The sequence below is a fragment of the Reichenbachiella sp. genome (genome assembly GCF_039944555.1).
Taxonomy (GTDB): Bacteria; Bacteroidota; Bacteroidia; order Cytophagales; family Cyclobacteriaceae; genus Reichenbachiella.
The window spans coordinates 350089-376377 of the sequence record NZ_JBDUYN010000012.1 but is presented as its reverse complement, the minus strand read 5'-3'; the positions used below and the strand labels follow the sequence as shown (position 1 = coordinate 376377).

Here is a 26289-nt window from a genome sequence, read left to right as displayed (position 1 = left end):
TGATCAACTCGGAACTGCCACTTTATCAATAATAAACTTTAACGCAGTTTGATTGGTCATTCCCTCCATTTCTTTCTCGGGATTGAGTGCAATTCGATGATTGATGACCGGTATGATCATTTCTTTAACATCATCCGGAATTACAAAATCGCGACCCAGTGTGGCAGCCAATGTCTTGGCGCTTTGAAGCAAGCTAAGGCTTGCTCTCGGTGAAGCGCCTAAATATATGTTTGGATTATTTCTTGTTTCGTGGATAATACTGGAGATATAGCTTAATATCTCAGGCTTAACTTTCACCTTGCTAATGGTATCTTGAATTGACTTCAGCTTTTTATTGTCAATCACTTTTTGAATATCAACAAGATCCAGCCGATGACCAATGTTTTGATGCAATTCAAGGATTTTTTGTTCATTTTCAAGTGTCGGGTATTCAACATTAAGCTTAAACATAAATCGATCTAGCTGTGCTTCAGGAAGCCTGTAAGTGCCTTCATGGTCAACAGGGTTTTGAGTACCTATGACCATAAACGGAGAATCCAATGGATGGGAGATGCCATCTACGGTCACCTGACGCTCTTCCATACATTCAAACAGGGCCGCTTGCGTTTTGGCAGGTGATCGATTAATCTCATCTATGAGGACAACATTCGAAAAAATAGGCCCTGATTTGAAACTAAACTCACTGGATTTTGGATTATAGATCATAGTACCTACCACGTCACTCGGCATTAGATCCGGAGTAAATTGAATCCTACTAAATCCGGCATCTACTGTTTTGGCCAAACATTTGGCTGTAAGGGTTTTAGCTACTCCAGGGAGACCTTCAATCAAAACATGTCCTTCGCATAGCAGGGCTATGCACAATTGCTCTACAATTTTCTCCTGACCTAGTACAACTTTACTAATTTCTACCTGAATAGCTTCAAATGTGCTTTTGACTTCTGAAAGATCTACTCTCGACTCAAACAGTTCCTCATTTTCCATATGCTCTCTCTTTATTGTAAAAGTTTTCTATCAATTTATCTTGTTGGACAATTCGATCCTGTAAAACAACATCTACCGCTTTTATGACATTAAAATTTGTAATGAGCTGATTTATGTCCTCTATGGGTACACCGGACAACGAAGAAAGCTTCTGGACAAAGCCTTCATCTAGTGCAGCTGTATCGATTCTATGCCTCTCTCTGATATCGGCTAAAAAGTAGTTCACTCGCTTCAATCCAATATCCTTGTGATCACTTTCATTGTAATATAGCTGCCCCATAGTTTCCACAAATTCTACCGTAGCATTTGTTCTGGTGGACAGGACCGGTATGATACGTTGTCTCCTTTTGGAAGCGAATATCATATAAACAAAGGTTGCTAAAAGTATCAGGTACAGTGCCTGACGTAATCCATCGGTGGTTAGAACCTGCTGAAACGGACTAGCCTGTTTGACATATTGTTTTCTGGCTTTGTAGTATTCATCCCATATGGTGGTCTGATCAGGCAAGTACGACAAAACACTACTGATATACCTATCATTGTGACCAGTCAGGATAAACGCGTTTGTAAATGCGCTGGGTAAGACGTGAAGGAATAATTGCCCGCTTCCAAACTTCAGACCCACAAAATTTGGCAAACTGTCTGATCTGTAACCTAGTGGTTGTGCTGTCGAGAGGCTATCAAAATAGGCTCGAAATAAAATGTTGTAGGTTGGGCCATTAAACTTCGTGGTATCATTGAGCAAACCATAGCTAACCTCTGATTCTTGGCTAAAATCAAAATTGGTGCTTAGACCTAGCGTATCCAAGAGTAGGTCCGTGATCTGTCGACTGATGATCATGGCTTGATTTCCGTTGTTTACGAAATTCAAGAGCGCATCAACCTCGTTTTGTTCAGCTTCGAAAGAATTGTTGATTATGATCAGATTAGTGTTCGATAGAGTGTCATTGAGTGTAGCCTTCAAAGGCTCAAATGAAGGTTTAGGTGCTTCATTAAACAGATTTCCGAGTTGTTTGTACAAGATGTAATTTCCATATGGAACCTTATCAAATTTAGAATATGATTCCAGCCACAAGGTTTCCTTTGGCTTCATGGCTTCCAATGCTCCAAGGGCTGCCATAGCCAACCCTGACAAGATGAAATACTTGTATTTACTCCACATTGAGACTCGAGTTAAAAGAATTAAATTCGTCTTGCATTTGGTTGAAATGAGACTCATCTATTTGTACATCTCCAAACCATGAATATTGATAATATCTTGCCAGTGCGACGAAGCCCTGATTGTATTGAGCTGAAAGCTCACGTTGGTAATCCCTTATTGACTTCGATTTGTTCCATTCAATTTGATTGACTGAATTAAGTGATTGCAAAAGCTGAAGGAAATGTAGCCTGATCGCTACATTAAATTGCTGATTGGCTACGGCTTTGCCAATCAATTGCTGCCAATCGGTCTCTAACACTTGGTCTTCTAACTCGCTAAATGAAAGATCAAGTGCCTGCCTCTTTCGGCCTATCACTCCAAACACACCGTTTTTATATAAACTATAGGCCAGCAAGCCTATAGCAAGTATCATCAACGTCCACAATGCAATTTTGGTAACTATGTACAAGAGACCCCCTATTGCTACCGAATCCTTGTCCTCAAACCAATCGCTCAGGAAATTAACCAACCACTCATAAATTCCATCCCACCAATGTATGGTCTGACTTTCGTGGATATAAGAGAAATCCGGATTAGACCTGTATGCCTCCAGCTCAATTTGATCAAAGTTTCTATTCGACTCTACATAGATGGAGTCTATGGCTCCAAAAGAAGTCGTCATTGAACATGCAAGAAACAAAATGGTTAATACGGATTTCAACAGTACTAATTCGTTTGTCTAGATCTGGTCTATAAGTTCCTTTTCACCGGTACCGTCTTTTATCTCAACCAAAGAATAATATCTTAAGGAAGATACCACCGCAAACAACAGCATCATGACTAATGCGATCAAGTAATAAAAAGGCATAATGTACGACATGGTGGTTGACATCGTATTCATCATCTGAGCCGGATCATTTTCTTTAGCTGCTGAAAAGAGTTCCATGGCCATTATAGAATAGGTAGGAATATAAACCACAATCATGATTCCAATTGCGATCAAATAGGTGACAATGTACAACCCAAAAGAAGACCACCAATTATCCTTTATGAGGAAAAATGATCTCTTCCATGTAGCGCCAAATCCGCTTTCTTCTATTATTGAAATCACGAAGAAATGTGCAAATACAACGCCCAAATATATGCCTGGTATTAGACAAAGAAACATGCCTACATACATGAGGATCACAAGTGCAATCCAGGAAAAAGTAAGAGAAAGTGCTTTTGACTTTAGTATCGGGGTTAGATCACTCAATGTGATATCTTCCTGTCCCGCCGCGTAGAGCTTGATATATGCGATGAACATGATATAGGCTACGACATAGGCAATCATGATGAGAAAATAGGCAGGAACCATACCGGCCATATTTGAGTACATCTCCAGTGGGTCTGACATAGCCCCGATATCGCTGTACATAGTTTGCATGGCGGTTACCATAAAGAATGTACCTATCAGCATGGGAATAATGGCGACAATCAAAGTCGGCTTCATGATTTTCACGAAATTTTGCTTGATAAAAGTCGAAGCGTCTTGCAACGTCGCTCCCAGGTCACGTTCCTGTTTGAAGTTGATTCTGTTCATTGAGGTGAAGTTTATAAGGGTAGTATATGAAGTAAAAAAATAAAAATGCCAGTGAAAAAATAATAATAAAAATAGCTGGTACCGTAGACACATTGGAGTACCGCGTGACGAAACCCTCTAAGAAACCTGCTATTATGAATAAAGGAACCAACCCTGCGATGATTTTGACACTTTCTTTTGCAGCGGTCTGAAAACTGTACAGTCTGGAGTAAGTTCCAGGAAACATAATGCTATTGCCTAACGCCATGCCGGCTCCGCCGGCTATTACGATTGACGCAATCTCCAAGGTGCCATGCACCCAAATAGTGAGGGCAGAAATGTACAAGAGCTTCTTAGTATAGAAGAAATATTGAAAACAACCGAGCATCACCCCGTTTTTAAACAACAGGAATCCTGTCAGAACCGAAAAGAAAATACCTGCGGCGAATACCAAAAAAGATACTCGAACATTGTTGAAGGTGATATAAAAAAACATAGATACCGGATCCATACTTTCATACACCCCCATAGGATTACCGTTCTCAATGTTTTCTATGGTCATGTCTACATACTGGTCGCCCATTATCAGTCGGGGGAATTTCTCATCTATGTGGGTCGAAAAGGCGCCAATCAAACATGCCAGCATGAATACAGCTAACGAGGCAAACAAAGACTTCCGGTGTTTGTAAATGATCATCGGGAACTCGTTTTTGAAGAACAACAAGATCCTTGATTGAGAGCTTTTTTTATTTTTATAAATTCGTTGATGAACTCTAGTGGCAAGTAAGTTCAGATAAGATTCGGTTTTACTTCCCGGATAATTCGTTTGTACAAATGCCAAATCGTCCGTCACTCTTATGTAAAATTCAGAAAGCTCATCCGCAGAAATGGAAGCAGAAGCAGAAAGATTACGATCAATTTCTCCCCATTTCTTTTCATTTTTGTTGAAGAAGCTGATTTCTCGCATTTATTATCTTACGCTTTACAAATTTTACGAATGGCAATATACATCAACACCAATCAGAATGTCCAGATAAATTTTGAAATTTCAAGTATAGGCGATCGCCTATTGGCCTACCTGATCGACGCACTTGTAATTGGTGGAATCGCCATAGGAGTATTGTTTATTGGAGCGGCAACTGAATTTGCGCTGGGCATGTTCTTAATGTTTATACCTATCTTCTTCTATCACTTGATCTGCGAGCTTTTTATGAATGGCCAAAGTGTGGGCAAACGAAGTCGCGGCATTCGAGTCATGAAAAAGGATGGAAATCCAGCTTCATTCAGTTCATATTTTCTGCGATTTTTGCTTCGCCCGATTGATAGCTTTTATGGCTTGGGTCTTGCTGTAATTTTCTTCACCAATAACAACCAAAGGTTAGGGGACTTAGCTGCAGGAACAGTGGTTGTGAATATCAAATCTGAGGACGATCTAAAACAACAAATCAGGCAGGAAATGAACATCAATCCACATGAAGGAATTAAGTATCCTGAAGTGGCTCAACTCACAGAAAAGGATATTGAAATAATCAGAACAATACTTCACAATCGTGTAGAATCAAAAGAACACCACGTAGTACATGAATTGGCTAAAAAAATAGCTGAGAAAATCAATGTCGAATATGACAAAGATTGGGCTTATTACTTTCTGCAGCGCTTAGTTCAAGATTACTATAAAACTCACATGGAGGAATGATTGGTGTTCAGTCTTTTCTGTTCTTTTTTAAATTCGATCCAGTGTCGGATCATTAGCAAACCAAGCACCGGGAGTACCACAAAAATAAGAGCGTTGGCTTCATAGGCTTGATGAATTTCGAGCTTAACTAAGTGTGTGGCAGCTGTTGTCAGACCACATCCATAACAGCTATGTCCAGTGCAGTATTTTATTAGACAAGGCATGGTGAAATCGGTGCCGGTAATGCTCTTAAGCACAGTAGTACAGGCCAGGTAAGTAAAAAAAGCAACTGTTAACCAATAGGTTCTAAGGTAGCGCAAGATCATTCCAATGGTTATTAACAGTGAAGCGAGTGTATTACTATAACAATATTAATGAATATAGGATAAACCTTAAAGTGATGAAATGGAAATCACCCTGATCAAAATGTGTCACAATTTAATCCCCATTCCGAAACTTAATTGAGAATTAAACTGTGCTCGGATTTCAGGAGTTATGTTATCATGATAGTAATTAAATAGTGTGAACATGGATGTTTTTTTACTTATTTCAACATCTACTTTTAATTGTTCAAGAACGGTGAAGTCATCAAAACAAGTGTAAAGTGGCTGAAAATAAATAGTATTGATTATTTCTAATTTACTATTCGGTGTGGTCACAGATAAAGACAAATATGTACTATTCCTATGGTTCAGAAAGTGTTCATTAAGTGTATTGCTATTTTCAATTTCATACATGTAAGCATTCCCTATATGCATGCTTAAGTATTCTTTTGAGATCACCTTCAATCGCAAACCAGCGCCAAATAAATTTCTTGTTGTTACATCCAATAATTCATTGTACTGATTTTGAATAAAAAGTTCTGTTTGAAGTCTTTTTGAAATTTGATAGTTGTGGCGCAGATGAAAGAACCAGGTATTATTAAAATCTTGTTCTTCCGCTCGGATTATTCCATAGTTACCTATAAAAAAAAAGATTGACTTTTGATCTTTAGACCTGTATTGAGAAACCACATTACTTTTTATATTAATAATGTAGTTTCCATCATTGTTGACATAGCTAGTTGAAAGATCTCCTCTAAACTTAATCCTTGAAGAGTCCGTTTGCATTCGTTTTGACTCAACATTTACAATTTGAGCCAGTAGATTGTTACTCACAAGTAAGGCTATCACGACCAAAATTGAATTTTTCATGCTTATCTATATCAACAACAACTGCAAGATTGATGTACGAATATTAAGAATTTAACCTTTTGATCAAAGTCTATCTCAAGACTTGAAATGTGCTTAGGCGTCTGCATTTTGTATTTTTGGACATAATCACTAATAAGGGAAAATATACATATTATTGTAGAAGAATGTAATATGAATATTATTACCCGCCAGAGTTGAGTAATTATTGGTTCAACCTAATGTAGATACCAGTGGACTCCTCTTTATCAAAATTGGCATAGGTGGTCAAAATTGCGATATTGCGAGATTATAAATGATATGAAATGAAAAAAATTATTGTACAATTCAGCTATATATTCTTCCTCTTAGTCTCAATGAGCTATTTGGATATTAATGCGCAGAATATTAATTATCAAACGGTAAAACCTCTTTCGGAAACGGTCAGTCCAAATCTTAGGTCTATCAAGAGTTCCTCCACAATAAAACTCCCTTTGATAACCTGGGGGGGTGATGTAGCAACGGTATTGGCAGACATGGATGGCACTTTTAAGAACGAGGGGTTAAATGTGAGTTTGTTTCGTGAAGACGATTTTAAGAAGCAAGTTCAAATGTGTGTTTCTGGTGAAACACCCTATTTAAGAGGTACTATGGGCATGATCAATGCCGCTTCTGATGCTTTCAGAAATAGCGGAACTGAATTAGTTGTTATCTATCAACTCACCTGGTCAGTCGGTGGCGATGCAATGGTTGTCAGGTCTGGCAAGAATTTGAAAAATATAAAAACTGTTGGCTTGCAACTTTATGGACCTCACATGGATTATGCAGCCAATCTCTTTGCTAAATCTAACAGGCTGAATGCTGTCACATTTAAGTGGTTGCCACAGTTGACAATAACTGATTTGGAGGGCGGTAAGATTGTTGATCCTGTAACGGCATTTCAGGAAAGTTCATCACTAGATGCCGTTATGTCCATTATTCCCGATGCCCTTTTATTAACCTCTAATGGTACAGTTGGCACCGGTTCAGAAGGATCTGTAAAAGGATCTAAAATCTTGCTTTCTACAAAAACGGCTAGTAGAGTAATTGCGGATGTATATGCAGTAAGAAAGGATTATTTCGATGCCAACAAAAGAGAAGTTCAAAAACTGGTGAAATCATTAATGATATCTGAGGAGAACTTAAAAAATTTGATAAAGAATAAATCAAGTAACCAGTCAAAATACAGGCAGTTGATGAGCAAGTCGGCAGAGGTATTATTAGGGTCTTCTCAATTTACTTCAGATGCAGAAGCCTTATTAGGTGATTGTGAATTTGTCGGTTACAACGGTAATGTCTCTTTTTTTACCGGAGTCGGAACAAACCGTAATTTTAAATCACTGAACAGGGAGATTCAAAGATCTTTTAAAACTATTGGTTTGATGCCAGCGAGTACCACCATTCATTCAGCGAATTGGGATTACCCCGGATTGGCATCTGGATTAAAGTACGCAAAAAGCTCAACCAACGTGGTGAAACCGAAATTTGACCAGAAAAAAACGGCAAAAATCATCGAGAATCAAATTAAGGCTGAATCTACAAACTGGGAAGATGAAGGAACACTATTCGTAGTCGAAATCAATTTCGAACCCAATCAAAGTGATTTTACCGTATCACAATATGCTAAAGATTTTGCCCTGGCATTGGATATCGCAGAGACCAATGGGGGTGCGCTTGTAATTATCGAAGGCCATTCAGATCCTTTAGGAATTTTAAAGGCAGAAAAAGATGTGAGAGATGGTAAACCGGGTAGCAAATCCAAAGCTGAAATTGGACAAATGAAGCAACGGGTTAAGACTTTATCGCTTGAACGCTCGCAAACAGTTAGAAAGAATTTTTTAAAATATTGTAAAAATAAAGGAATAAACATTGATGAATCGCAGTTCTTGGCGGTTGGTATCGGTGTTCAAAACCCCAAATATAACCCACCGAGAACCAAAGCTGAGTGGGCGGCAAACCGCAGAGTGGTTTTTAGAATCAAGCAGGTAGAAGCTGAATTAGAAGAATTTGTTCCTCTTGATTAAATCATTATGAAAATTACGAATAGCACAATCATAGTTATCGCTACTATGTCTCTCTTTCAAGCTTGTGATTCAAACAGAAATAGCCAAGTTCAATATGTGACTTCAGACGTTGAGGAGTCTATGTATGAAGAGGAGGAAATTTTTTTCGATGAAGAAAAAGGAGAAGCCGCCCAAACAAGGAATTTTTATTTTTTATTCGATGGCAGCGGGAGCATGAATGAAGTATGTTCAGGTGAAAAAAAAATAAAGGGAGCCCAAAAAGCAGTATTAAAATTTATTGAAAAGGTCCCCAATGACGTAAATTTAGGTTTAGCCATATTTGGAGTAGAAAATTCGAAAGGTGTTGAAGAAGTGGTTGCCATAGGACCCGACAATCGTGAAGTATTCAATCAAGCCATTCTGGATACTCAACCGGGTGGTGGCACACCCTTAGGTACAGCAACCTCACTCGCTTTTGCTAAATTGTTGGACCAATATAAAAAACAACTTGGTTATGGAGAATTTCGCCTGATTATAGTAACTGACGGGCTTGCATCAAACCCAGATGTCTTTGAAAAAGCACTTGGCTTATCTTTCCGTTATCCTTTTATTTCAATTTATGGAATTGGACTATGCATGGATGGCGGCAATATCTTAAGAAGATATGCGCTGTCATATACCGATGCACATAACTATGAAGAGCTTGAAGGTGCACTTCAGGAGACAATAGCTGAGTTACCAGATTTTGATATCATTGATTTTAATCCCGACGACTATATTATTGAGCAATAAAAATATTGGCAATAAGTATTTAATCTACTGAAGTAATACCTTTTTTATGAGCAAACTGAAAGGACCATTTATTCTTTTTCTTGTCATTACTTTATTAGTGATAGCTGGCTATTATGGTAAAGAAATACTATTTAATCAGCAGATAGCTGATACGTCAGATGCCTCAGGATCCACTACCACATTTCGCTGGGCAGGTGATGGCTATCTGGGCTACTCCTTTCTCGAAACTCTTGAAATGAAAAAGCAGTTGGCCAGAAATGAAATGGCCCTCAAATTCACCGATGACGGAGGAGATTACAAATCGAGACTCGAGAAATTTGCCGACAAAGAATATGATTTTATTGTACTCCCTGTCAACTCCTATTTGGAGCATGGGGGGGAGCACAAGTATCCTGGCGTAATAGTAGCTGCAATTGCTGAATCTAAAGGTGCAGATGCCATCGTGGGTTTTGATGATGTGCTTCCATCTAATAAGATCAACGAACTAAATAATTCTGATTTAAGGATTTATTATACACCGGCATCACCCAGCTCTTTTTTACTGGATTTGACGATTACAGATTTCGCATTGGATGAATTAAGCAATGATCAGGCTTGGAGAAGAGAAGTAAACGGATCTGAAGAGGTCTTTGCAATGGCTGAAAAGGCTGTGAAAGATCGATCCAAAGGAGATGCATTTGTCATGTGGGAGCCAGAAGTAAGTAAAGCGATCAATGAGCTAGGATTGAAAAAGTTATGGGGCTCAGATCAGTTCAGCGGCTATATCATTGATGTTTTTGTATTTAGAAGAGAAGTTGTTTCGAAAAGTCCAGAGAAAATCAAGGCATTTCTGAAAACGTATTTCAGAGTTCTTAATTATTACAATTCCCGTGATGAAGAAATGGTCAAAGAATTTAGCCGAATCACCGGACTGAAAAAGAATGTTGTGAGCGGGATGATCGAAAATATCGATTGGTATAACCTCAATGAGAATTGTACCCAAATGTTTGATATACCGCTCGAACTTGGATTTCCGTCTCGCGATGGTATGATAAATTCAATCTATGCTTGCTCGGATATTATGATACAAACCGGTAGGATGCAAGAAGACATAGAAGACCCATATCAATTGATCAACACTAATTTTCTGGAAGATTTAAATAATTCTAATATAAAGAGCATCGGTGAGAATGGAAATTCAGATGATCAACAATTTGGAAGCCTAACTCCATCACAATGGGAGAATCTTCAGGAAATAGGAACCATGAGAGTAGAACCCATTACATTCCAGAGCGGTACAAGTCATTTAGATTATCAGGGGGAAGAAATTGTAGACAAGGTGGCCAACATGCTCGTAAATAACTACCCGGAGTATAGGATAGCAATTAGGGGTCATACTGGAAGAGGCGATCAAAAGGCCAATATGACATTGTCTCAAAAAAGGGCTGAAGTAGTTAGACAACGCCTAATAGCCGTGCACGGAATTGACGAAAATCGGATGAACCCTCAAGGACTCGGAGCTTCGAGCCCTCCCAAAAAGAAATCAGGAGAAAATTCAAGGGCCTACAGATTAAGATGGGCCAGGGTTGAATTTGCTTTGCTTAGTGACGATAATATATGAATGAAGATGCCGGCTATGCCAAATGAGAAAATCAGTCTTGATACACCACAAGTAAAAACTCCGGTTGCCAGGGATTTCTCAAAACCTGCTATCAGGAGTGCGCTGATGAGGCATGTCAACAACCATTGGACAGTGAGGTATGCCATTCCCATGTTTGCAGGTACGATTGTGGCAGGTGGAATATTTGGATTTAGCTATCCCATATATTTGTCCATGCTTGCAGTATCTGGAATGGGTATAACATCTTGGGTGTATAATTTTTTTGTGGATGGGCATCGTTTTGAAAAAAAGTATGTTGTCAAACTCAGAGAAATCATCGCACAAAAAACAGCACTTAAAAGAAAAGATCTAAGTGAGGACTTAGCCAAATTCGGAAGTACCAGGGGATTACAACAGTTAGAACTATTTCAAAAAAAATTTGATAATCTGATTGAGGTTTTGAATTCCAAGTTTGATGAGACACAGCTGACCTATAGCAGATATTATGGTATCGCACAGGAAGTGTTTCTTTCCGGAATAGATAATTTATCCGATTTGGTGACAGCTCTAAAGACCATTGACACTATGGACATTGACTACTTAAATGCACAATTGATGGAGTTGGAAAAAATTGAGAAATTGAGTCCGGCACGGAACAAGGAATTTGACGCCTTGAAAAGGCGGTTAAACTCATCTAGAGAACAAAAAAACAAAGTTCATGACCTACTAGCTGAAAACGAGGAAGCGCTTGCACAATTTGATGAAACCGCTATAGCCATTTCGGAAATTGAAAGGACCCGAAATAAGGAAGCAACCATCGGTATGGAAAAGGCCATGAGTGATTTACAAGAGTTGATTAGTAGGACAAAGTATTTTTCGCAATAGAATTAAACAGCAAATTATGACAACTGAAAAAGATGCATTGCAACCAAAGGTTGCCGAAATTGTTAAAGACGGAAATCTTGAATTTAATGAAAAGGAACCGAACCTAGAATTAAAAAGGATTCCTACGCAATCAGAATTGGAAAAGGAGTTGGGCCTTACGAAAACTGAGAAATCTGAACTTGATCCAGAAATTGACCAAAAAACAAATGATCTAATTGATGATTTATTAGGGGATAAAATTGATGACTTTACTAAAAAAAGGTACGTCAATGAAATGGGAATGAAATTCCAAAAGACTTTATCGAACCAAAGTAAAATATTGGACCAATCCATAAAGACATTAGGCAAAACCCAGGACGGAGGTGCTGTTGCTACCGGCCTTTTGGATCTGAGAAATCAAGTAGAGGAATTGAATCCCAGAAGATACAATTTGGATAGCACACCAGGTGTAATTGCCAAATTGTTTAGAAACATATTTGGAAGCAAAAATCCAATAAGCAGATACTTCGAGCGCTATGAATCTGCACAGCACGTAATTACTGCGATTATCGATAGCTTAGTTGTAGGCAAAGAGCATCTCATTGATGATAACAAAACACTAGAGTTTGATAAAAAGGCGCTAAGGGATTCATTGGATGGACTAAACAGAGCCATAATGATAGGGCAAGTGCTCTACAGCAAATTGGAAAACAAATTGAAAGAAGAGTCTGGTCTTGATCAGGATCGGGTCAGATTTATTCAAGAAGAGCTATTATTCCCGCTGAATCAAAGAGTAATCGACCTTCAAACGACTCTGGCCGTTAACCAGCAAGGAGTGATTTCCTATGATCTCTTGATTAGAAACAATAACGAGCTAATCACTGGAGTGAACAGGACTATTACAATTACAGCAAGTGCCTTAAGAATTGCCGTAACCACAAGATTGGCTTTGAATAAGCAAAGGCAAGTATTGGATGCGAAGAAGAAAGTAGATGAAACTACTGCCGATCTTATTCAAGGGAATGCTGAAGTACTTCAAACTCAAGGCGTAGAAATTCAAAAACAGGCCGCTGAGTCTACGATTAACGTAGAAAAATTGACGCTCGCGTTCGAATCTCTCAATCAGGCAATTGATGAACTATCTAATTTTAGAAGAGAAGCATTACCCGAAATGAAAGATACTGTCAATAAATTCAAATCCTTAACCGATCAGGCCTCGGAAACTATTTCTCGCATGGAAAAAGGTCAGGCCGCTCAAGAAGGTGTAATACTTGATATTACTTCAATAGATTAAAAAAATACACTTAAATCAACAAAGATGAAAACGATAAAAATTATAGCACTAGGTGCCTTGTTTTTACTAGCACTTAGTATTCCTTCACAAGCCCAGAAGAAAAATGAATTTAAAGTGGGCTGGTCTATTTATGCCGGATGGAACCCATGGGATTACGCAAAGCAATCGGGCATACTTAAAAAATGGGCAAATAAGTATGATATCAAAATCAATTTGGTGAAAATGGATTACATACCGTCTATTGAAGCCTATACCAGTGGTGAGTTAGATGCCTGCGTTATGACCAACATGGATGCACTTACCATCCCTGTAGCTTCGGGTATCGCCAGCACTGCAATTATTTTAGGGGACTTTTCTAATGGAAATGATGCCTTATTAGTCAGAAACAATCTGGATGTAAGTGGGCTAAAGGGCAAGAAAGTGAGCTTAGTAGAATACTCAGTCTCTCATTACTTACTATCAAGGGCACTGGACAAAAATAATCTTAAGGATTCAGATGTAAAGGTTATCAACGTTAGTGATAGTGATATTGCTCCAGCGTATGTTTCTAACTCGGATCAGGAAGCAGTAGTTACCTGGAATCCACTTGTAATGGAAATTATGAAAACACCAGGCGTATCTAACATCTTCGATTCTTCACAGATTCCAGGTGAAATACTGGATATGATGATGATGAATTCCAAAACGCTGGAAAGCAACCCCCAACTGGCCAAAGCCCTCAATGGAGCATGGTTTGAAGTAATGAGTGTAATGTCTACTCGTGGTGCAAAGGCCGATAATGCACTGAAAGCAATGGCCGAAGCCGGAGGTTCAAGTTTAACTGAATATAAAGCACAATTGAAGACTACAGCGATGTTTTACAAGCCAGTTGATGCGGTTGACTATATGTCCGGAGATGAAATTCAAACCAAAATGCGCAGAGTCAGAAATTTTTGTTTTAAATATGGACTGCTAGGTGATAGAGTGCAGAGTGCAGATGACTTAGGAATAGAATTTCCAAGCGGCGTGGTTATTGGAGATCAAAATAATGTCTACTTTAAATTTGATGCTTCTTATATGCAAATGGCTAGTGAAAATAAACTTTAGATATCAAATGAATATTGATCTAATTCAAAATTTACTATGAAATTGTTTGGATTAAGAACGAAGTTTTCCAGACCGGCTGCTCTTGCGCTAAGCACAATTCTTTTTGGCTTAACGCTGTGGATTTATGGCGACTATTCATCAGACAGGCATGCGGAAAACCCCAGGGATAAATTAATGCCAACAGCTGGACAAATGCTGACAAGTATGGGCAAGGCCATTTTCAGGCCTAACGTGATAAAAGAGTATGATGACGATGGTGAATTAATTCCTAGTAATGAACCAGAAACACTTCGTGAAGCCTATGAGCAAGGCAAGCTCTGGAACATGCTTAAAAATGGAGAGTGGCAACTTTGGGAGGATACCATGGCCACAGGATACAGAGTTTTCATCGCCATGATCTTCATTCTGTTCGGAATATTTGTTGGATTATATATGGGCTTGTTTCCTGTTTTTGATCATTTGCTATATAGGTTCGTCCTCTTTTTTGACAAAATACCAGCACTCGCCCTTCTTCCTATTTTGTTTATTGTTTTTGGTCTGGGAGAGACAGCAAAAATTGCTTTAATAGTAATTGGAGTAGCCCCTACAATTATTTTGGATACCTATCTTAGAGTCAAAGAAATTCCAAATGAACATCTAACAAAAGGTATGACATTGAGAGCCAACAGTCAGGAAATTGTTTACAAGATTGTCTTACCTCAAATTATGCCCAAGGTACTGGATACAATAAGGTTAAATTTCAAGGCTGTTATTCTTTTTCTCATAGCAGGTGAGGCTCTTGCGGCCGAAGCGGGGCTTGGTTATAGAATATTTGTTGTTAGAAGATATATGGATATGGCCACAATCATTCCGTATGTACTTTGGATAAGTCTTCTGGCATTTTTGATCGACTATTTCCTTAGAAAATGGATTCAAAAAAAGTATGTATGGCTTCACCAGTGATCAAATGAAAAACGAAGAAAAAAATTATATTTTAAGTCTTGAACGTGCATTCCAAAACTATGGTGAAAAAAACATACTCAATGGGATCAATTTGAAGATAAGACCAGGAGAGTTTGTGACCGTAGTAGGTCCTACAGGGTGTGGTAAATCTACAACACTCAGGCTCTTTCTAGGATCTGAATTTCCTACCTCAGGAAAGGCACTTTATGAAAATAGAGACATTACTAACTGTGATCGAAACAGAGGTGTAGTATTTCAAAAATATTCAATCTTTCCTCATAAGACAGTCCGTGAAAATGTAATGTTCGGATTGGAACTGGAGACTTTCGGACTTTTTGAGCCCATTTTGAATCCTTTTAATTTCAGAAGAAAAAGAAAGGAATTCGTAGAAGAGGCCGATCAATATTTGGAACGAGTCAGATTATTGGAACATGCTGATAAATATCCTAATCAGTTATCCGGCGGGCAAAGGCAACGGACGGCCATTGCCCAGGCGATGATAATGAAACCGAAGATATTACTCATGGATGAGCCCTTTGGAGCCCTTGATGAGGGAACAAGGGAAGAAATGCAGGTATTTACACTTGAGCAATGGGAAGAACACAGACAGACTGTAATATTTATTACGCACAGCCTTGAGGAAGCAATTTTTATGGGAAGCCGTTTAATTGTGGTCTCACAATTTTACAAAAAAGAAAATGGTGAGGAGGGTTCTAAAATTGTGAAAGATGTAAGCATTCCATGGATGCATCCTCGTTCAACCGAAATTAAAGGCACCAAAGAATTTGTGCAACTCACAGAAGAAATTAAATATGAAGGTCTTGATCCAAATTATCTTCAGGAAATTGGAGATTTTGACTTATCTCATAAAGATTCTGTGAAAAAGTTGAGCAAAATGTAAAATTCAAATGTTCCCTTTCAGATATTATTGTCGCTTAATAAAATGTTAGAAAATATACTTACTCTACTGATGCTAATCCTCTTACAGGCTGTACTGGGATTTGACAATTTACTGTACATCTCTATTGAATCAAAAAGAGCTCCGCTTGACAAGCAAAAAATGGTAAGAACAACAGGAATTGGTATTGCCATAGTGCTTAGAATAGTCCTACTTTTCGTTTTGGTCAATCTTATCAAATACTTTCAAGATCCAATCATGCATATTGATTTATGGTCTTGGATAAGCGGAACTTTCAATATTCATAGTCTTATTGTATTATTTGGAGGAGCATTCATTATGTATACCGCTGTGAAAGAGATTTGGCATTTGGTTTATTTAGAAGAGCATGGGATGGACGAAAAGGAAGTTGCTTCGACTTCAAAAGTCATCACGATGATTGTATTTATGAACTTGATTTTTTCTTTCGATTCCATCTTAAGTGCCATGGCCTTAAGTGATGTTTTTTGGGTAATGGCTACTGCCATAATCATCAGCGGTGTATTGATGATCTGGCTTTCTGATAAAGTTTCCGTTTTCCTGGCCAAGAATAGACTGTATGAGGTTTTAGGACTTTTTATTCTATTTCTGGTAGGAGTCATGTTATTGTCCGAAGGAGGCCACCTGGCCCACTTGGAATTATTTGGGAGCGAAATCACTCCTATGAGCAAAGCCACTTTCTATTTCATCATATTTATTTTGGTCATCATTGATATTGTCCAAGGTAAGTATCAAAAACAATTGATTAAGGCCAGAGAGCAAGCAAACAACAAATAGTGAAAACAAGACTAAAACCCGTTGAAGGTCTAAAACTATTTCTTCATGATCTGTTTGATCTACATGAAGATAAACAGCGCGAAAGCAAAACAATTGATGATATAAGTAAAGGTGTAGAGTTTAAAGGGACCAATCTGTGGATATTAATTTTCGCCATAATTATAGCATCAATAGGCCTTAATGTTAATTCTACAGCCATAATAATTGGTGCCATGTTGATTTCTCCACTAATGGGGCCCATCATGGGTATTGGTTTAGGTGCAGGAATAAATGATTTTGATCTCATTAAAAAAGCATTTTGGAACATAGGTGTTGCGGTGGTGATTAGCGTTTTGACCTCAGCCTTGTATTTTTGGATTACCCCACTTCATGAGGCACAGTCCGAATTGCTTGCGCGCACCAACCCAACCCTTTGGGATGTAATGATAGGATTCTTTGGAGGGCTGGCAGGTATTGTAGCCGGTTCAAGAAAAGAAAAATCAAACGCAATTCCCGGAGTGGCCATTGCTACTGCACTGATGCCACCGCTCTGCACTGCTGGATATGCGCTGGCAAATCTGAATTGGTACTTTTTTGTAGGAGCGTTTTATCTCTTTTTCATTAATAGCGTATTTATCTCGGTTGCTACTTTTTTGATCGTAAGATTTTTGCGATACCCTAAGAGAAAATTCGAAGATCCAAGTACTGAAACCCGTGTTAAAAGATCGATCGCCCTGTTCGTGATCATCACAATTATTCCTAGCATTTATTTGGCTTATCACTTGGTGCAACGCACCTTATTTGAGCAGAACGCCAAGCTCTTTGTTTCTTCAGAATTTGATTTTGAAGAAACAGAAGTAATCAATAAAGACTTTTATTATACGGCTGACAGTAGTAGTATTGAAGTTACCCTTTATGGCAAGCCATTGGACACTATTCAAGTAGAAAGTATCAGGAGACAACTCCCAATTTTTAAGCTCGATGAAACACATTTGATCCTGCATCAAGGGTACCGCGAAGATCCAAACTTTGATCAGGAGTTTGAGCTGATGAGCACAAAACTTAAAGTCGATATCATAGAGGATCTATATATAAAAAATGAAGCGTTGATTGAGACTAAGGAAGAACAAATTACTTTGCTCGAAACTGAGTTGCTCAAACAAAAACAGCATCAATATCCAGTAGAAGATATATCGGCAGAACTTCAAATTCACTACTCCCATTTACTTGAATTTGCCTTGAGTGATGTGGTAAAACAGAATATATCAAATCAGCAAATGGACACTACTTGCTTCGCTCTGGTTAAATTTTCAAGAACTCCCAAAAATTCCGAACTAAAGAAAATTAAACTTTGGTTGGAACAGCGATTAAAATTGGAAAAAGTGGAAGTTGTTTTGTTGTAGCAAGGACCTAAAAAACCAGAACCTCCGGCAATTATGATTTTTCTCTTACGCATTTTCAGAAACTGCTTTTATATGAGTCAATACTCTATTGTGAATAGAATGGATGATGTATTCTGACCAAATTTTCCAGTAGACTACCGGCTTTATTTTGTGATAATACCAAGTGGTCCCTTCTAGGAGCACTTCGTTTTTCCCTAATTCAGTAAGTCTGAATTGCCCCTTATTGGAGACGAAGTATTTGTACATATTTCCTGGCACATTTGTCTTTTCATGGATCATTCGCCTCAAAGGGATCGGCTGTTCTCTGACAGAAAATTGTAAAAGATTGGGCTCGTCCCAAATTTCAATAGGTTCGACAAAGCTTCCGGTGGTGAATTCACAATATCGGACTGCACCTTTACCCGATCCTATGATCTCCGAAGAAGTAGGGTAGGCAATACCAGTCTTAAATATCCACTCTGTGGGCGCTGGGATATCGGGAAACTTAACGACATTGTCCCATACGGTTTCTTTAGATGCATTGATTACAATCGAAGTTTTTACTTCTATTTCACCACCTTCACGTTCAAAGCATTCACTTTCGGCGACCATTAATATTGGGATGACTAACAGGTTAAAAGAAAAGAATTTAATGACCTGACCTTTATCTCGTTTCTGGACTTTGTAGCCAATCCATGTGCCCATAAACACAAATACAGCAGCGAAAGGAGCAGCCATAAGTACGCATACGATGCCTTCGATATTGAACAATATCAAAATACCACAGGCCAGCAGCAAAGTGTAAAAACTAATTCGAGCTGATTCCTTCAGACTGCGTGGCCTGAAGTACCCATAGATAGAAGTGCTCAGTACCCCAAGCGCTAACGGGACCAAAGTAAATAGCACTGCTCCATACTCCTGGAGTACATTCACCGAAAAGGCTATTAACGATACGATCGCGATGGAAGTGGTACCAATAGCCACCCCTATGGCTATCCATTTTTGGTTTGATTCTGATACTTGCATGGCCTAATTGTTAGTTATTGGTTTTTCACCGCTGACGAGATAGTACCCAAAGTCACGCTGAGCCAGGCCGACCACCATGGTGAGTAAGGGAGATTTTAAATTGTTCCATCGTTCTTCAGACATTTTCTTTTTGCCAAATAATAGTTCTTTGATCAGAAATGAAATGACGGTAAACGGAACATGAGCTACTGATGGGGCTACACGATACGAAATGTTTTGAACATCGATATGCTTAAAACCTATGGTTTTCAGGCTTGAGGAGACTTCTCCAATATCTCCAAGCTCATCCAGTGCCCAGGAGTGACACAATTGCCGATACGCTGAGGTAACCAATTTATTCAACGGTCGCTGATGTTTTCTAAATCCGTCTGCAATTACAAATTTTCCACCAGGTCTAAGCACTCGATAAATTTCCCTGAGCAGATTAGACTTGTTGGCACCATCCGCATAGCAGCTACTCTCGATGGCCCAGATTCCATCTACAGAATTATCCTCATATGGCGTTTGACTGTAATCGCCTTCGATGATATGAATGTTCTTTGAAACGCCTTCATTCCTATTGAGAAGCTCGGCTTGTTGGACCTGCCACGGTACCAGCGTAATTCCGGAATAGTTTAATTGTGGATATTGCTGATGTGCATAGCGTAATGTCGCACCAAGACCGCAACCAAAATCGGCTATTGTTCCATTTTGAAGTCGACCAAGATCAAGTTTGTCTAACATTTTCTGATTCATATTATTGAGCATGGATTCGCGGTTGAACGGATTGAGTGTCCAATTGTAGTATCCAAAATGCATATTGAAGCCAGGACTCCAGGCGGCATAATCAGGCCCGGCCTCTTCATAATATGCTCTCAATCTTTCATTTTTACTTCGCTCTTCTTGATCTTGCGCCAGAGACCGAATGGCTAGTGCATCGTATTGTATTTTCAATTCTTTCATATCTTTCAATTATTACTGAAACTTAAACCCATAAAAAAAATACTACAACTTGAGTAGCAATTTGTAAAACCAGTTCTGATCAGATTTGGTGAACTTATCGAGTACTCCATCTACCTTTAGGGAAAAGTCTTTAAGCTCACCAGTGACCTTCTTAAATTCTTTTATTTGATCATCTTCGCCACTGACCGATTGCACCTGATCAAGCACTTTGATGATCGGCTCAATTTCTCTTCTTCTTCGTTCTTTTGATACTTGCCTGGCCAATTCCCAGATATCCTTACCAGCCACAAAGAATTCCTTCCTCTCACCAATCTTGTATTCCTTTTGTACAATTCCCCAATCTATAAGGGCACGAAGATTCATATTGACATTACCTCTGGACATCTTAAGTTCTTCCATAATATCTTCTGTGGATAAGGCCTCTGTAGATATTAGAAGCAAAGCATGAATTTGGGCCATGGCTTTATTAATACCCCAACTCGAGCCCAACGTTCCCCAAGCCTGTATGTACTTATGTTTTGCTTCTGCGTAATCCATAGGAAACACAAACGTAAATAAACTTATCGAAGTTTCAAATATTATTGAAAATTAAATAAAATGAGGAGTCCTGCAATGAGAGCAGCCGCACTTATGAGCAGTACAGCGCCAGCGGCTATATCCTTGATTGCACCGATCTCTTTGTCGTATCCGGGTTCAATTTTGTCGGCTAATTTTTCCAATGCCGTATTGAAAGCTTCTGCCATCAATACCACACCGATCAAAACGATAAAAACAGTCCAGGCCAAGATGGGAATTTGATAGATTATTCCGATAGCTATAACCAGAAAAGCACAAATCAGTTGAATCCTGAAATTGTTTTCGAATCGGATCAGGTACCTTATGCCCTTTATGGCGAAACGGTAGCTTTGCAAATTTTTTTTAAATCTCATGTTATTTTCTTTCATGGTTCAGAGAGGAATGGATGACTAGATACACCAAAATTAGCATTGATGAATAAGCAAAGGTCATTTGTATAGCCATGGGGTTAGTTGACTGACTAATTGCGTCTCTAATCAACGACATAGGCTTAGTTATGATATCCCAGCTATTCCAACGCTGTACTCTTCCCAGATAGATTCCATAACCTGATATGAACATGGCCAGTGTCAGACAAAACCAGGTCAGAAAATGGGTGAAGTAAGAAGCCAGTTGTTGATGAACAACTCTAAGCGAGTAAAGCCCAAGGATCAGACCAGTAAAAGCATAAGTGAAAAGGATTAGCGGATCAATCCAACTTGTCACAAGTCTTTTGTTAAGATGAATCAGGTCGGTGATGATATAAGGGGCATTCGGAAAAAACAACAACCAGGCGAAAAAGAATAGGATTGAATACGATTTTAGAGGGTTAGTTGTAACCGAATATCTCACCCAAACTTTGACAATCATCAATGGTATCCAGGCAAGAAATAGATTCCAATTTAGAAATAGATAGACCATGTTGTCATGCTGAATAGAGCGAATGGCTGTAGCAAGTAGACAAAATGCAGAAAGCAATACCAATCGTCCAAGCGGATGCCTTATTATTTTTGAAATGTTGTTCATCGGTGAATAAATTAGGTTATGGACAGATTTAATTTTTCGGTTGACTTTTCATTGGATTGTTTTGTTTTAACTCTGGAAAGTATAGATTCCAGCAAGGGAAGCATTTGATTCAGTTGCCTGGATTTGATAATGAAGTTCCAAAGTGGCTCGAATTTTTTCCAGCCTCCTGCATACAAAAGGTGTTTAGCCACATGCTTGATCGATTCATGCTGAAAAGAGGCTTTTGCTATGTTTGCCCATGAGTAAAATTCCTTGTATGCCCAATGATATCCTTCTTCCAATTCACTAGCGGTAAGTTTTTTGGTTTTAAAAACAACATGCCTTGTGTCATATAGGTCCCAATTATGAGAGACAAGCCGGTTCTCCTGTTTCATGTTTTCATAAAGTTTTGTTCCGGGATATGGAGTTAGAATGTGGTAAGTGGAAGTGGTGATTCCATTTTTCACTCCCCAATCCACTGTTCTTTTAAAAACATCTGGGCCATCGTCATCCAGACCAAAGACAAAACTACCATTGATCATTATTCCCAAGCTGTGCAAACGACTCACCGCCTCTTCATAATTTTTTAGAAGATTTTGCTTCTTGTTGCTCTGCCGTAGGTTTTCAGGAGAGAAGGTTTCAAATCCCACAAAAATACTTCTGAGACCCGCTTTTGCTGCTTTTTCGATCAGGTTTCCTCGTAAAATTGAATCCACAGTTGCGGCTCCTTGAAATACACGATCCATACCTTCAAGGCCTGCAAATAATTCTGTGGCAAATTTGGCATTACCGAGTAAATGATCATCTAGAAAATATAAATGACTTCCCGGCAATCGGTCGATTTCCGCTAAGGCATCATCAACCAACTGCGTATAGAAGGACTTCCCTCCTTGGAAAAAGGCATCCTTGTAGCAGAAATCGCAGTGATGAGGGCAACCTCTAGTTACTACTATTGAATTGGGGACTAAATAGCGATTACGTTTTATGAGATCTCTCCGCACCGGAGGTATCTTTTCTAATGACCTTTTTGAAGAAAAATAAGTTCTTCTAGGGGTACCACCCCTAAAATCCTTAAGAAACTCTGGAAATGTTTCTTCTCCGGGGCCGAGAAAGATACTGTCTCCATGTGGTCTCGCCTCTTCAGGTAGGGAGGTCACATGCAATCCTCCCAAGACAACGTAAACGCCTTTTGATTTGTAATGATCTGCAATCTGATAGGCACGGTAAGCATTGGTGATGTAAACCTGTAGAACTACCAAATCAGGCTCATCACCTAATTGCAACTTCTCTACATGCTGATCTACAATTTCAACCTGATCCTCAGTATCTGTGTACGCTGCTAATGTAGCCAAACCCAATGGTGGAAAAAGAGAATACTTAATAGGTCTCCAGAAAGGGCTTTCAGCTTCTGTTAAAGCCGGAAGGATCATTTTTATTTTAAGATTACTTTTCATATAAAAGTACTTTGAATTACAAAGTTAACGAAGAATATGATTCCGGGTTACATTAACTATTTTGAAATTCAAGTGAACGGCAGGACACAAATGTCCTGCCTATTAATCAACTTGGTATACAGCCCTTTTTCTTATCCCCTACTTTCAATTCATTTTCTAGAAAATCAATATATGGTGAGTCATAACTTTCAGAAATGGCCTCATTTGAACATTTCAAGCTTGCCTATATTCTTTCATCAATTCATAAATCAACGCCTTTAATCTAAGTAGTTCAAAAGAGCTCAAACCTAGGTTTTCCACTATGGTTCAATTATCCTTTGTCCATTCTCACCATTTTAGGAGCAAATTTTCCAATGATGTCCACCAAATCTTTTTGACTCGCCATCACCTCGTTCAGGTCCTTATAGGCAATAGGTGCTTCATCTACCCCGCCTCCTATTAGAGTGACGCCTTGACTATTTAGTACTTTTTTCAAAGCACTGTTCGTATAATTATTTCTAGCCTGAGACCGAGACATTTTACGACCAGCACCATGCGCAGCACTGAATAAACCAGAGGATTCTCCTTTGCCTCTCACGATGTATCCATCTGTGGCCATTGATCCAGGGATAATTCCCAATTCACCTTTGGCCGCAGGTGTAGCCCCCTTTCTATGCACAATCAATTCTTCGCCAGCCAAACCCGTTTCTTTCCAAGCGAAATTGTGATGGTTCTCAATCTTGACCACAGACTCAATACCCAGATGCCTGCATAAGTTTGCATGAATTTGATCATGACATGCTTTTGCATAATCGCCAGCCAGATTCATTGAAAGCCAATATTCCTGACCCTCTTCAGAATTCATATCCAACCAGGCAAAATGTTGCGCCTGGCGTGGTAGCAAACATTGATTTTTGGCCACGTCCGTATAATGCCGAGCAATAGCTGCACCAAAACCTCTGGATCCTGAATGTGACAAAAGACCGAGATAATTGCCTTCCGGCATTCCCAGGTCATTTCCGCTATGCAACTCAACTTCACCGAATTCAACAAAATGATTGCCCGATCCAGAAGTACCCAACTGATGCACGGCCTTGCTATGCAATTGCCTGAGCAGAGAAGTTGCTTCAAACTCTTTGCGATCCAACACCTCGTGTTCCTGATTGATATTCAGCTTACCGCCCGATCCAAAATTGGTCTTCTCCTGAAGTGCCAATTTGAATTGATAGCCATTGCGCTTCAGATATTCCGGCTGAGTATCAAAAACACTTAAGCTCATTCTACAGCCAATATCAACACCGACTCCATAGGGAATAACCGCATTTTTGGTAGCTAATACACCTCCAATAGGAAGACCATAACCCATGTGCGCATCAGGCATCAAAGCGCCTCGTTCTACAATGGGTAGGCTCATGGCCAATTCCATTTGCTGATAAGCATTGCTGGAAATGTGTTTTCTGCCGAAGACCTTAAAGTCACCCAATTCTCTTAAAAGTTGAACCTCCTCTCTGACTTTCAACTGTTGTTTCTCAGAAAATTCGTCTGCCAGCACACCTAAAATTGGATCGTCCAGATACTCATCAGGGTTTTCCTTGACTGCCTTTAATATATTCAGTCTTTCCTTTTTAGAAATATGTTTATAGTGCATCGACATGATATCGATGGCTAGGCTTTTAGCCCTATTCGTTTTGTAATTAATGATTTTGAGGTCTTTGCCTCGTAACTTATGATTGCCCATTTTGCAATTGTTTTGTCCATATAGATGCCTAGGCAAATACATGATGGCGATAAACCCATTGTCCATTGCACATTAGGTTTATCTGTTTAGAAATATTGATTGAAGATTGGGATGTTGTTTATGCTCAAAAAATCTGGACATAAAAAAACCCGACCCTTTTTTAAATTTGGGACCGGGCAGAATATAAAGTCAGCTTCTGACTACTTGCGCCCGGGACTTGGTTCGATATGTATATTCTGCACCATCATAGTTTTCCTGTTCTTAGGATTCAATGTAGGCCAAAGGTATAGCAATTGTTTTAGCGTATGCAAATCGCAGTTGGAATTGGGGCTTATTTAGAATTATTCTTGAATGAATTTGCCGAGATCACCGTTGCGTAAATGAAAATAAAAAAGGCCGTTTCCTATCGAAAACGGCCTTTTAAATGCTCCTCTTGTTGGACTCGAACCAACGACCCTCTGATTAACAGTCAGATGCTCTAACCAACTGAGCTAAAGAGGAATTTTGTGAATTAGTTACTCACTTTCGAATAACTCCCTGATTTTGGGACTGCAATATTAGCGGCTTCTTTTTAATTCTACAATACACAGTTCAAAAAAAGTTTTTTATCAAATTATTGCTCAAGAGGAATTCAAAAACCTCATAACCAAATTGTATTCGGTTCTAAAAGAAATTAAGACATTATGTCATTATAATATTACAGTTTTCATACATTTCAGCCATTCTGTCATAGTTTTTTTGATTTATTCCCACTGGCACAGCATTCGCAATAGGCCTTTCAGATTATTTAATGTAGAACAAAAACTAAAATAAAATGTCATTGATTAAGTATAACCCCAGAAACCTTAGAACATTCACCACAAATAACTTGTTTGATGATTTGTTCAATGATCGCTTTTTTAACAGCGATGTGACTGTTGGTAAATCATTTACCCCACAGGTAGATATTTCTGAGACAGAAAAAGCATTCGAATTGAGCTTTGCTATTCCAGGTATCAAAAAAGAGGAGATCAAGATTGACTTGAATGAGGGTCACCTTGCTGTAAGCGGAGAACGAAAGTTTGAAGAAAAGAAAGAAGAGAAAAACTTCCACTCTGTAGAAACCAGATACGGCTCATTTAGCAGATCTTTCCAGTTGCCAGACAATATCAATACTGACAAGGTCGAAGCAAAATATGAAGACGGTCTTTTAAATATCGTTATTCCTAAGGATGAAAAAAAGATCCAGAAGAAGACTATAGCTATCAAATAACAAGTAGTAAGTTGAGGTTGGTTTTACCCTGACAAGCGACCTCCGGTTGTTTTGTCAGGGTTTTTTGTTAAATGTTGTTAACAACAATACCCATTAAATTTATATAACGTTAATTGGTTCGATGAAAGTTATAA

26 protein-coding genes and 1 tRNA gene are annotated in these 26289 nt (G+C 38.8%); 12 read left to right on the top strand and 15 right to left on the bottom strand.

Features of this window, described 5'->3' with window-relative positions; genetic code table 11:
* Positions 1–3: 3 nt before the first annotated feature.
* From ABJD64_RS19195 to ABJD64_RS19175, 5 genes are read right to left on the bottom strand one after another with little or no spacing between them, the layout of a single operon-like run.
* Positions 4–984 (bottom strand): MoxR family ATPase, encoded by a 981-nt coding sequence (locus ABJD64_RS19195; protein WP_348180633.1) that lies wholly within the window; start codon positions 982–984, stop codon positions 4–6.
* Positions 974–2146 (bottom strand): DUF4350 domain-containing protein, encoded by a 1173-nt coding sequence (locus ABJD64_RS19190; RefSeq protein WP_348180634.1) that lies wholly within the window; start codon positions 2144–2146, stop codon positions 974–976. The genes ABJD64_RS19195 and ABJD64_RS19190 overlap by 11 nt, the downstream gene beginning before the upstream one ends.
* The gene (locus tag ABJD64_RS19185) at positions 2136–2846 is read right to left on the bottom strand and encodes a hypothetical protein (RefSeq protein WP_348180635.1); all 711 of its coding nucleotides are present in this window, start codon (positions 2844–2846) and stop codon (positions 2136–2138) included. The genes ABJD64_RS19190 and ABJD64_RS19185 overlap by 11 nt, the downstream gene beginning before the upstream one ends.
* An 18-nt stretch (positions 2847–2864) precedes the next feature.
* Complete coding sequence (locus ABJD64_RS19180; protein ID WP_348180636.1) at positions 2865–3707, bottom strand: hypothetical protein; 843 nt, start codon at positions 3705–3707, stop codon at positions 2865–2867.
* Complete coding sequence (locus tag ABJD64_RS19175) at positions 3676–4653, bottom strand: stage II sporulation protein M (RefSeq protein WP_348180637.1); 978 nt, start codon at positions 4651–4653, stop codon at positions 3676–3678. Before ABJD64_RS19175 ends, ABJD64_RS19180 begins: the two co-directional genes overlap by 32 nt.
* Positions 4654–4683: 30 nt before the next feature.
* On the opposite strand from ABJD64_RS19175, the gene ABJD64_RS19170 reads away from it, so the two are divergent.
* Complete coding sequence (locus ABJD64_RS19170) at positions 4684–5382, top strand: RDD family protein (protein WP_348180638.1); 699 nt, start codon at positions 4684–4686, stop codon at positions 5380–5382.
* On the opposite strand, the gene ABJD64_RS19165 is transcribed toward ABJD64_RS19170, so the two are convergent.
* Complete coding sequence (locus tag ABJD64_RS19165; RefSeq protein WP_348180639.1) at positions 5367–5687, bottom strand: DUF2752 domain-containing protein; 321 nt, start codon at positions 5685–5687, stop codon at positions 5367–5369. The two genes, ABJD64_RS19170 and ABJD64_RS19165, sit on opposite strands and share 16 nt — an antisense overlap.
* Before the next feature lie 105 nt (positions 5688–5792).
* Positions 5793–6554 (bottom strand): DUF481 domain-containing protein, encoded by a 762-nt coding sequence (locus tag ABJD64_RS19160; protein WP_348180640.1) that lies wholly within the window; start codon positions 6552–6554, stop codon positions 5793–5795.
* 302 nt (positions 6555–6856) lie between these two features.
* On the opposite strand from ABJD64_RS19160, the gene ABJD64_RS19155 reads away from it, so the two are divergent.
* The 10 genes from ABJD64_RS19155 (at position 6857) to ABJD64_RS19110 (ending at position 18225) form a co-directional block, all read left to right on the top strand.
* Positions 6857–8593, top strand: a complete 1737-nt coding sequence (locus ABJD64_RS19155; RefSeq protein WP_348180641.1) for a hypothetical protein — start codon at positions 6857–6859, stop codon at positions 8591–8593.
* 6 nt (positions 8594–8599) lie between these two features.
* A complete protein-coding gene (locus tag ABJD64_RS19150; protein ID WP_348180642.1) occupies positions 8600–9364 on the top strand; it encodes a vWA domain-containing protein in 765 nt (254 codons plus the stop codon).
* 46 nt (positions 9365–9410) lie between these two features.
* The gene (locus tag ABJD64_RS19145) at positions 9411–10964 is read left to right on the top strand and encodes a phosphate ABC transporter substrate-binding/OmpA family protein (protein ID WP_348180643.1); all 1554 of its coding nucleotides are present in this window, start codon (positions 9411–9413) and stop codon (positions 10962–10964) included.
* 15 nt (positions 10965–10979) lie between these two features.
* Positions 10980–11828 (top strand): hypothetical protein, encoded by an 849-nt coding sequence (locus tag ABJD64_RS19140; protein WP_348180644.1) that lies wholly within the window; start codon positions 10980–10982, stop codon positions 11826–11828.
* A gap of 16 nt (positions 11829–11844) precedes the next feature.
* Entirely contained in the window at positions 11845–13101 is a 1257-nt protein-coding gene (locus ABJD64_RS19135; RefSeq protein WP_348180645.1) for a toxic anion resistance protein, read from the top strand.
* Positions 13102–13125: 24 nt separating this feature from the next.
* The gene (locus ABJD64_RS19130) at positions 13126–14187 is read left to right on the top strand and encodes a putative urea ABC transporter substrate-binding protein (protein WP_348180646.1); all 1062 of its coding nucleotides are present in this window, start codon (positions 13126–13128) and stop codon (positions 14185–14187) included.
* Between the two features lie 36 nt (positions 14188–14223).
* The gene (locus ABJD64_RS19125) at positions 14224–15129 is read left to right on the top strand and encodes an ABC transporter permease subunit (protein ID WP_348180647.1); all 906 of its coding nucleotides are present in this window, start codon (positions 14224–14226) and stop codon (positions 15127–15129) included.
* A gap of 4 nt (positions 15130–15133) precedes the next feature.
* Positions 15134–16030 carry an ABC transporter ATP-binding protein gene (locus ABJD64_RS19120; protein WP_348180648.1) on the top strand — a complete coding sequence of 299 codons (897 nt, stop codon included), beginning with the start codon at positions 15134–15136 and terminating at the stop codon, positions 16028–16030.
* Positions 16031–16099: 69 nt separating this feature from the next.
* Positions 16100–16843 carry a TerC family protein gene (locus ABJD64_RS19115; RefSeq protein WP_348180649.1) on the top strand — a complete coding sequence of 248 codons (744 nt, stop codon included), beginning with the start codon at positions 16100–16102 and terminating at the stop codon, positions 16841–16843.
* Positions 16843–18225: a DUF389 domain-containing protein gene (locus ABJD64_RS19110; RefSeq protein WP_348180650.1), complete on the top strand. Its 1383-nt coding sequence runs from the start codon at positions 16843–16845 to the stop codon at positions 18223–18225. Before ABJD64_RS19115 ends, ABJD64_RS19110 begins: the two co-directional genes overlap by 1 nt.
* A 45-nt stretch (positions 18226–18270) precedes the next feature.
* Here ABJD64_RS19110 and ABJD64_RS19105 read toward each other — a convergent pair whose 3' ends face one another.
* From ABJD64_RS19105 to ABJD64_RS19070, 8 genes are all read right to left on the bottom strand, one after another.
* Positions 18271–19230, bottom strand: coding sequence for a hypothetical protein (locus ABJD64_RS19105; RefSeq protein WP_348180651.1), 960 nt, complete (start codon positions 19228–19230; stop codon positions 18271–18273).
* Between the two features lie 3 nt (positions 19231–19233).
* Entirely contained in the window at positions 19234–20172 is a 939-nt protein-coding gene (locus ABJD64_RS19100; RefSeq protein ID WP_348180652.1) for a methyltransferase domain-containing protein, read from the bottom strand.
* Between the two features lie 42 nt (positions 20173–20214).
* The gene (locus tag ABJD64_RS19095; RefSeq protein WP_348180653.1) at positions 20215–20709 is read right to left on the bottom strand and encodes an ArsR family transcriptional regulator; all 495 of its coding nucleotides are present in this window, start codon (positions 20707–20709) and stop codon (positions 20215–20217) included.
* Positions 20710–20750: 41 nt separating this feature from the next.
* Positions 20751–21101 carry a diacylglycerol kinase family protein gene (locus tag ABJD64_RS19090; protein WP_348180654.1) on the bottom strand — a complete coding sequence of 117 codons (351 nt, stop codon included), beginning with the start codon at positions 21099–21101 and terminating at the stop codon, positions 20751–20753.
* Between the two features lies 1 nt (position 21102).
* Positions 21103–21753, bottom strand: coding sequence for a DUF1361 domain-containing protein (locus tag ABJD64_RS19085; RefSeq protein WP_348180655.1), 651 nt, complete (start codon positions 21751–21753; stop codon positions 21103–21105).
* An 11-nt stretch (positions 21754–21764) separates the two neighbouring features.
* Positions 21765–23186 carry a radical SAM protein gene (locus tag ABJD64_RS19080; protein ID WP_348180656.1) on the bottom strand — a complete coding sequence of 474 codons (1422 nt, stop codon included), beginning with the start codon at positions 23184–23186 and terminating at the stop codon, positions 21765–21767.
* Between the two features lie 310 nt (positions 23187–23496).
* On the bottom strand, positions 23497–24903 hold the full coding sequence (locus tag ABJD64_RS19075; protein WP_348180657.1) for an RtcB family protein: 1407 nt from the start codon (positions 24901–24903) through the stop codon (positions 23497–23499).
* A gap of 427 nt (positions 24904–25330) precedes the next feature.
* Positions 25331–25404, bottom strand: a tRNA-Asn gene (locus ABJD64_RS19070).
* 313 nt (positions 25405–25717) lie between these two features.
* Between ABJD64_RS19070 and ABJD64_RS19065 the strand changes: the two genes are divergently transcribed.
* Positions 25718–26155, top strand: coding sequence for an Hsp20/alpha crystallin family protein (locus ABJD64_RS19065; protein ID WP_348180658.1), 438 nt, complete (start codon positions 25718–25720; stop codon positions 26153–26155).
* Positions 26156–26289 lie beyond the last annotated feature (134 nt).

Excerpts from the sequence above, each read along its gene's own strand:
- ABJD64_RS19195 (WP_348180633.1), bottom strand. The coding sequence starts at position 984 with ATGGAAAATGAGGAACTGTTTGAGTCGAGAGTAGATCTTTCAGAAGTC.
- ABJD64_RS19190 (WP_348180634.1), bottom strand. The coding sequence starts at position 2,146 with ATGTGGAGTAAATACAAGTATTTCATCTTGTCAGGGTTGGCTATGGCA.
- ABJD64_RS19180 (WP_348180636.1), bottom strand. The coding sequence starts at position 3,707 with ATGAACAGAATCAACTTCAAACAGGAACGTGACCTGGGAGCGACGTTG.
- ABJD64_RS19175 (WP_348180637.1), bottom strand. The coding sequence starts at position 4,653 with ATGCGAGAAATCAGCTTCTTCAACAAAAATGAAAAGAAATGGGGAGAA.
- ABJD64_RS19170 (WP_348180638.1), top strand. The coding sequence starts at position 4,684 with ATGGCAATATACATCAACACCAATCAGAATGTCCAGATAAATTTTGAA.
- ABJD64_RS19165 (WP_348180639.1), bottom strand. The coding sequence starts at position 5,687 with ATGATCTTGCGCTACCTTAGAACCTATTGGTTAACAGTTGCTTTTTTT.
- ABJD64_RS19160 (WP_348180640.1), bottom strand. The coding sequence starts at position 6,554 with ATGAAAAATTCAATTTTGGTCGTGATAGCCTTACTTGTGAGTAACAAT.
- ABJD64_RS19155 (WP_348180641.1), top strand. The coding sequence starts at position 6,857 with ATGAAAAAAATTATTGTACAATTCAGCTATATATTCTTCCTCTTAGTC.
- ABJD64_RS19150 (WP_348180642.1), top strand. The coding sequence starts at position 8,600 with ATGAAAATTACGAATAGCACAATCATAGTTATCGCTACTATGTCTCTC.
- ABJD64_RS19145 (WP_348180643.1), top strand. The coding sequence starts at position 9,411 with ATGAGCAAACTGAAAGGACCATTTATTCTTTTTCTTGTCATTACTTTA.
- ABJD64_RS19140 (WP_348180644.1), top strand. The coding sequence starts at position 10,980 with ATGCCAAATGAGAAAATCAGTCTTGATACACCACAAGTAAAAACTCCG.
- ABJD64_RS19135 (WP_348180645.1), top strand. The coding sequence starts at position 11,845 with ATGACAACTGAAAAAGATGCATTGCAACCAAAGGTTGCCGAAATTGTT.
- ABJD64_RS19130 (WP_348180646.1), top strand. The coding sequence starts at position 13,126 with ATGAAAACGATAAAAATTATAGCACTAGGTGCCTTGTTTTTACTAGCA.
- ABJD64_RS19125 (WP_348180647.1), top strand. The coding sequence starts at position 14,224 with ATGAAATTGTTTGGATTAAGAACGAAGTTTTCCAGACCGGCTGCTCTT.
- ABJD64_RS19120 (WP_348180648.1), top strand. The coding sequence starts at position 15,134 with ATGAAAAACGAAGAAAAAAATTATATTTTAAGTCTTGAACGTGCATTC.
- ABJD64_RS19115 (WP_348180649.1), top strand. The coding sequence starts at position 16,100 with ATGCTAATCCTCTTACAGGCTGTACTGGGATTTGACAATTTACTGTAC.
- ABJD64_RS19105 (WP_348180651.1), bottom strand. The coding sequence starts at position 19,230 with ATGCAAGTATCAGAATCAAACCAAAAATGGATAGCCATAGGGGTGGCT.
- ABJD64_RS19100 (WP_348180652.1), bottom strand. The coding sequence starts at position 20,172 with ATGAAAGAATTGAAAATACAATACGATGCACTAGCCATTCGGTCTCTG.
- ABJD64_RS19095 (WP_348180653.1), bottom strand. The coding sequence starts at position 20,709 with ATGGATTACGCAGAAGCAAAACATAAGTACATACAGGCTTGGGGAACG.
- ABJD64_RS19090 (WP_348180654.1), bottom strand. The coding sequence starts at position 21,101 with ATGAGATTTAAAAAAAATTTGCAAAGCTACCGTTTCGCCATAAAGGGC.
- ABJD64_RS19085 (WP_348180655.1), bottom strand. The coding sequence starts at position 21,753 with ATGAACAACATTTCAAAAATAATAAGGCATCCGCTTGGACGATTGGTA.
- ABJD64_RS19080 (WP_348180656.1), bottom strand. The coding sequence starts at position 23,186 with ATGAAAAGTAATCTTAAAATAAAAATGATCCTTCCGGCTTTAACAGAA.
- ABJD64_RS19075 (WP_348180657.1), bottom strand. The coding sequence starts at position 24,903 with ATGGGCAATCATAAGTTACGAGGCAAAGACCTCAAAATCATTAATTAC.
- ABJD64_RS19065 (WP_348180658.1), top strand. The coding sequence starts at position 25,718 with ATGTCATTGATTAAGTATAACCCCAGAAACCTTAGAACATTCACCACA.